This is a genomic window from Crenothrix polyspora, from assembly GCF_900163755.1.
GTDB classification, from domain to species: Bacteria; Pseudomonadota; Gammaproteobacteria; order Methylococcales; family Methylomonadaceae; genus Crenothrix; species Crenothrix polyspora.
The window spans coordinates 1-5198 of the sequence record NZ_FUKI01000021.1; the positions used below are offsets into that span (position 1 = coordinate 1).

At 42.7% G+C, this 5198-nt stretch carries 7 protein-coding genes and 1 rRNA gene; 6 read left to right on the top strand and 2 right to left on the bottom strand.

All coding sequences use genetic code 11. The features are described from left to right. Positions 1 to 102: 102 nt before the first annotated feature. The 3 genes from CRENPOLYSF2_RS01565 (at position 103) to dtd (ending at position 2713) form a co-directional block, all read left to right on the top strand. Positions 103 to 930 (top strand): TolC family protein, encoded by an 828-nt coding sequence (locus CRENPOLYSF2_RS01565; RefSeq protein WP_245807853.1) that lies wholly within the window; start codon positions 103 to 105, stop codon positions 928 to 930. Continuing rightward, complete coding sequence (locus tag CRENPOLYSF2_RS01570; protein ID WP_087142218.1) at positions 914 to 1882, top strand: bestrophin family protein; 969 nt, start codon at positions 914 to 916, stop codon at positions 1880 to 1882. Before CRENPOLYSF2_RS01565 ends, CRENPOLYSF2_RS01570 begins: the two co-directional genes overlap by 17 nt. A gap of 393 nt (positions 1883 to 2275) precedes the next feature. Next, a complete protein-coding gene (gene dtd, locus CRENPOLYSF2_RS01575; RefSeq protein ID WP_087142219.1) occupies positions 2276 to 2713 on the top strand; it encodes a D-aminoacyl-tRNA deacylase in 438 nt (145 codons plus the stop codon). A gap of 7 nt (positions 2714 to 2720) precedes the next feature. Here dtd and CRENPOLYSF2_RS18700 read toward each other — a convergent pair whose 3' ends face one another. Then, positions 2721 to 2861, bottom strand: coding sequence for a hypothetical protein (locus CRENPOLYSF2_RS18700; protein ID WP_176370992.1), 141 nt, complete (start codon positions 2859 to 2861; stop codon positions 2721 to 2723). Positions 2862 to 2942: 81 nt separating this feature from the next. Here CRENPOLYSF2_RS18700 and rraA point away from each other — a divergent pair, with 81 nt between their 5' ends. Genes rraA through CRENPOLYSF2_RS01590 form a run of 3 tightly spaced genes read left to right on the top strand, consistent with a single transcriptional unit; the run spans position 2943 to position 4820 of the window. Continuing rightward, positions 2943 to 3434 carry a ribonuclease E activity regulator RraA gene (rraA, locus tag CRENPOLYSF2_RS01580; RefSeq protein WP_087142220.1) on the top strand — a complete coding sequence of 164 codons (492 nt, stop codon included), beginning with the start codon at positions 2943 to 2945 and terminating at the stop codon, positions 3432 to 3434. Between the two features lie 35 nt (positions 3435 to 3469). Continuing rightward, positions 3470 to 4438 (top strand): 4-hydroxy-3-methylbut-2-enyl diphosphate reductase, encoded by a 969-nt coding sequence (gene ispH, locus CRENPOLYSF2_RS01585; protein ID WP_087142221.1) that lies wholly within the window; start codon positions 3470 to 3472, stop codon positions 4436 to 4438. Continuing rightward, positions 4422 to 4820 carry an RNA-binding S4 domain-containing protein gene (locus CRENPOLYSF2_RS01590; RefSeq protein WP_087142222.1) on the top strand — a complete coding sequence of 133 codons (399 nt, stop codon included), beginning with the start codon at positions 4422 to 4424 and terminating at the stop codon, positions 4818 to 4820. Before ispH ends, CRENPOLYSF2_RS01590 begins: the two co-directional genes overlap by 17 nt. A 62-nt stretch (positions 4821 to 4882) precedes the next feature. Here the strand turns inward: CRENPOLYSF2_RS01590 and rrf are convergent. Beyond that, a 5S ribosomal RNA gene (gene rrf / locus CRENPOLYSF2_RS01595) occupies positions 4883 to 4998 on the bottom strand. Positions 4999 to 5198: the final 200 nt, after the last annotated feature.

Consider the following 5198-nt stretch of genomic DNA (forward strand, 5'->3'; position numbering starts at 1 on the left):
AAAAAATCTGGAGGATATCAGGGCCGATAAAAAAATTTTAGATGGTTTTGCTACGCGCTTACGGTATTAGCGGGGCAACGGTTGCTGATTGCAGAGCAGCTATTGAAAATAGCCGAAGAACGTAATGCTGGTATTTTAGAACGGGTAGCCGCTGGTGATATTCCACAATTTGAAGCATTGGATAATCAACGTGCCATTATTGAACGCCAAGAACGACGTGTCACCGCACAACGCATGCTCGAACAGAGTGCTATTCAACTGTCGTTATATTGGCGTGATGAAAAAGGTGAGCCACAAATGCCTACAACGGAGCAATTACCCAAAGACTTTCCCAAAGAGCCTGTTGTCGATGCCGATTACCACAAAGCGTGGGTGGATGCACAAGCACAACGCCCCGAATTGAAACGTTTGGATGTTCAAGCTGAACAAACTGAAACGGAATTAGAACTTCAAAAAAACCAACAAGCCCCTGCAATAGATTTGTCTGTGGTTGGCTCAGTCGATAATGGTAAAGGCAAGACAGGGCTAAATCGTGATGAACTGTATGTCGGTTTAAATTTCGATTTCCCTTTACAACAGCGTGCGGCCAAAGGTAAAGCGCAAGCCGCTGCCGCCAATTTACGGCGCTTAAAATTGGAAACTAATTTAACAGAAAACCGTATTGCGGCGGATATTAAAGATGCCTTATCACGTCTTGCTGCAGCGCGTCAGCGGTTAAGTTTGATTAAAGAACAACAAAAGACGGCAGAAGAGCTTGAAAACGGTGAGAAAGAACGCTTTGATTTAGGTGCAAGCAATATTTTATTTGTTAATATGCGTGAGTTAGCCAGTGGTGATGCGGCTATTATGGCCATTGAAGCATCCAGTAATTTATTTAAGGCCCATGCAGATTACCTGGCGGCATTAGGAACGCATGTCGTGGTTAAGTAAAAAAACAACCAGAGTTTTTTTATTAATGAAGGGCATGGCGCATTTGATAACTAATAAAGACGAACCTCACAATTTTTTGCGTGGAGCTCTGATGTGGCGTGGTTCTGTTACGCCTCGAATTTTGCCCATATTGTTGCTGTTATGTTGCTATCCTTTGTTGTTGGTTGTATTGGATCATTACTGGTGGCCTTTGCCATCGCTTGATGTCACACCTTTTGAATATACGGGCGTGGTATTAGGCATGGTCTTGGTGTTTAGAACCAATGCCGGTTACGAACGCTGGTGGGAAGCACGTAAATTATGGGACGGCATCACCAATCAAACCCGTAACCTGATTATTGGCGCTTTGCAATACGGGCCGCAGGATAACGCTTGGCGCGAGGCATTGGTTAAATGGAGCATTGCTTTTTCTTTTGCTACCAAAGAGTCCCTGCGTAATAGCAAAAACTTTACACCGTTAATCGGTGTGCTGACAGAACTGGAATTGGCAGAGCTACAATCCGCCCTACATATGCCGCTGTTTGTTGCCAGCAAGATAGCCTCATTGCTACAAAAAGCCCGCACTGGCCACCCTAATACCAACGGGTTAGAACTGGACGGCTTTGAATTTAGCATACTGGAAGGGCAACGGGTTTTACTGATAGATCATCTGGGAGCGTGTGAGCGGATTTTAAAAACCCCAATGCCCTTGGTATACGCGGTAAAGATACGTCGGTTTATCTTCATGTTTTTGTTATTACTACCGTTTTCATTATTGGAAAAGACGGGACTTTATTCGGTCGGTATTTTTTTCCTAGTCGCGTATCCCTTGCTGTCTTTAGACCGGATAGGTATTGAACTACAAAAACCCTTTGATAACAAAATCTTGAGCCATTTGCCTTTGGATACTATTTACGAGACCATCAAATTGCATTGCTTGGATTTATGGCAACAAGACGGTAATACGCTTTGAAAATTACGTTAGACTTGTTTATGAGATATTAAAAAAATTGGTGCAGAACGACAACGACAAGAACCATGAGTCGGTCTATTAAGGAACGTGCATGAAATAACTTGAACAACTTAAACTCCACCACCGTTCGTGCTGAGCCTGTCGAAGCATGAACTTGCTCAAGTTATTTCGTGCGCGTTCCTAAGGCAAAACCGAAACTCAATTAATTGCCGTTAAAAACAGCTCGGAATTTAAAGCTATTCTGCGTTATTTGGATGACAAGAAGCTGATACACCGCGATAATGTGGTGTTGATCTAATTTTTCAATCAGTAGCCTGGATGAAATTTGCATAATAGGGCTTTCGCTACTTCGATAGACCATATTCCGTTACGTTTCACAAACTATCCGACCTTATGATTACCATTATTCAGCGTGTTACCACGGCTAAAGTCACTGTTAATAACCAAGATATCGGTAATATCAATACCGGCATTATGGCGCTGGTGGCGGTAGAAAAAAATGATACCAAAAAAGAAGCTGATCGCCTGCTAGAGCGCATACTTAATTACCGTATTTTTTCGGATGCGGCTGGCAAAATGAATTTGAGCTTAAGAGATGTTGACGGCGGCTTATTATTGGTGCCGCAATTCACCTTGGCAGCAGATACCCAAAGCGGCAATCGGCCAAGCTTTACGCCAGCGGCTGCACCTGAACTAGGTCATTATTTATTTCACTATCTGCAACGCAACGCACACAGCAAACATAGCAAGGTTGCATTTGGCGAATTTGGTGCCGATATGCAGGTTTCCTTAGTGAACGATGGCCCGGTAACCTTTACCTTACGTGTCTAAGCGCTATTTACCAACCACCGGCATCATCATTATCATAAGGCTGTGGTTTAATATTATCGGGTAGTTTGGACGTATTTGCTGATCTCAACAAAATGAGTGCATTGCCCAAAACAAACAGTACAGCGACGATAAAAAATATTAGCCACATACATATACCTTTTTTAGGTTGCTTAACACGAACATCTAGTATATACCTTATACAATGCCACTTAAAAATACTTGATCTTGCATGAATAACTCATTTAGCACCGCCGATCTTTGTGATGTCCATGCCAAAGAAGATTATTTTCAAATTGTTGAACCCTTATTTAAACCATACGGTGGTCAGATAAATTTTTGCGGGCAAATAACCACCCTTAAAACCTTTGAGGATGATGTTTTAATACGCGCAGTGCTGGAAGAAAAAGTCGAAAACCGCGTGTTGGTTATCGATGGCGGAGGATCGCATCGGTGTGCATTAATAGATTACGAATTGGCAAGTATTGCCATTGCCAATGGCTGGAAAGGTATTATTATTTACGGCTGTATTAGACACGCTGAAAAACTTGCTGCATTACCACTGGGCATACGCGCTTTGCACACCCACCCGCTACAAAGCCATAAAAGAGGTCACGGTGATCGTGATTTATCGCTAACATTTGCCGGTGTTAATTTTAAAACCCCTCATTTTTTATACGCCGATGCTGATGGAATCATCGTATCGGAAATGATGTTACGTTAAAATACCCTTATCTTAATTACTTAAAAAATCAGCTTATGCAAATTGTACTCGCTAACCCTCGTGGATTTTGTGCCGGTGTAGATCGCGCTATTGAAATTGTCGATCAAGCCTTAGAAACTTTTGGCGCACCTATTTATGTGCGCCACGAAGTTGTTCACAATCGTACTGTAGTCAACGGACTTAAAGCCAAAGGCGCTGTTTTTGTTGAAGATTTAAATGATGTTCCCGTTGGCTCGTATTTAATCTTCAGTGCTCACGGTGTTTCTAAACAAGTACAGCAAGAAGCTAAAGACCGTGAATTAACCGTGTTTGATGCCACCTGCCCTTTGGTCACCAAAGTACATTTACAGGTTGCCAAGCATGCAAAAGCCGATCGCGAAGTATTGTTGATTGGTCATGCGGGTCACCCTGAAGTGGAAGGCACTATGGGACAATACGATAAAATTGCCAAAAACGGTGGTATCTACTTAGTAGAAACACCTGAAGATGTCGCAAATTTAAAGGTCAACAACCCTGATAATCTGGGCTACGTTACCCAAACAACTTTATCGATGACCGATACCAAAATCATGGTAGATGCTCTAATAGCACGTTTCCCTGTCATTGAAGGGTTAAAAAAAGACGATATTTGTTATGCCACCCAAAATCGTCAAGACGCAGTGTTTGAAATGGCCAAAACTGCCGATGTGATTTTAGTCGTAGGATCAGTTAATAGCTCTAATTCCAATCGCTTGCGCGAAATTGCAGAACAACTGGGTAAACCGGCTTATTTGATTGATACTGCTCATGACATGCAACAACACTGGTTTGATGGTGTTGCCGTTGTCGGCGTAACCGCTGGTGCTTCAGCACCAGAAGTATTAGTACAAGAAGTAATTGATCAATTGAAGGTATGGGGCGGAATTTCAGCAATTGAAATTCAGGGTATAGAAGAAAAAGTCGTATTTTCACTGCCGCGTGGCTTAAAAAGACCCGTGGTCTCCGCACATGCCTGCGGCGTTTAATACGGTACGCTTAGATAAATGGTTATGGGCTGCGCGGTTTTTTAAAACCCGCAGCCTAGCTGCTGAAGCCATCACAGGCGGTAAGGTGCATATTAACAGCCACCGTACAAAGCCCAGCAAAGAAGTAAAAATCGGCGTAATTATTTCTATCAGTCATAACGGCTATAAATGGGATATTACTGTACTTGCAGTATCAGGCCAGCGCTATGCTGCCAAAGAGGCCGCACTCCTTTATGAAGAAAGCCTTGAGAGCCATCAAAAGCGTCAACAACAAATCGCACAACAGCGTGAAAACCGAGAATTTTTTGATTTCGGCACTGATCAAAAACCCAATAAAAAAGACCGCCGCTTGATTCATCGTTTTAAACAACAGGATTTCTGATTCATTTCAATAAAAAATGCAAAAAAAAACCCAAGCCATTGACTTGGGTTTTTTAATTAAGAGCTTGGCAATTCCCTACTTTCGCATGGCAAACTGCCACACTATCATCGGCGCTAAACGGTTTCACTTCCGAGTTCGGGATGGGATCGGGTGGTTCACATTCGCTATGGTCACCAAGCAAACTGGTGTAGTCAGTGCTGTTTCAACTGACTGTCATACAACAAATCTAAGTTTACCCCTGAAGGCTGTCTTAAATTTGCTTCTGGAAATCTGTAACTTCATGGTCTGACTTGCGATAGTCTTTGATACTTCAACACACAAAACCCATTGGGTGTTATATGGTCAAGCCTCACGGGCAATTAGTACACGTTAGCTACA

What these genes read in the sequence shown, in the direction of transcription:
- CRENPOLYSF2_RS01570 (WP_087142218.1), top strand. Translation starts at nt 914, where the DNA reads ATGTCGTGGTTAAGTAAAAAAACAACCAGAGTTTTTTTATTAATGAAG.
- dtd (WP_087142219.1), top strand. Translation starts at nt 2,276, where the DNA reads ATGATTACCATTATTCAGCGTGTTACCACGGCTAAAGTCACTGTTAAT.
- CRENPOLYSF2_RS18700 (WP_176370992.1), bottom strand. Translation starts at nt 2,861, where the DNA reads ATGTGGCTAATATTTTTTATCGTCGCTGTACTGTTTGTTTTGGGCAAT.
- rraA (WP_087142220.1), top strand. Translation starts at nt 2,943, where the DNA reads ATGAATAACTCATTTAGCACCGCCGATCTTTGTGATGTCCATGCCAAA.
- ispH (WP_087142221.1), top strand. Translation starts at nt 3,470, where the DNA reads ATGCAAATTGTACTCGCTAACCCTCGTGGATTTTGTGCCGGTGTAGAT.
- CRENPOLYSF2_RS01590 (WP_087142222.1), top strand. Translation starts at nt 4,422, where the DNA reads ATGCCTGCGGCGTTTAATACGGTACGCTTAGATAAATGGTTATGGGCT.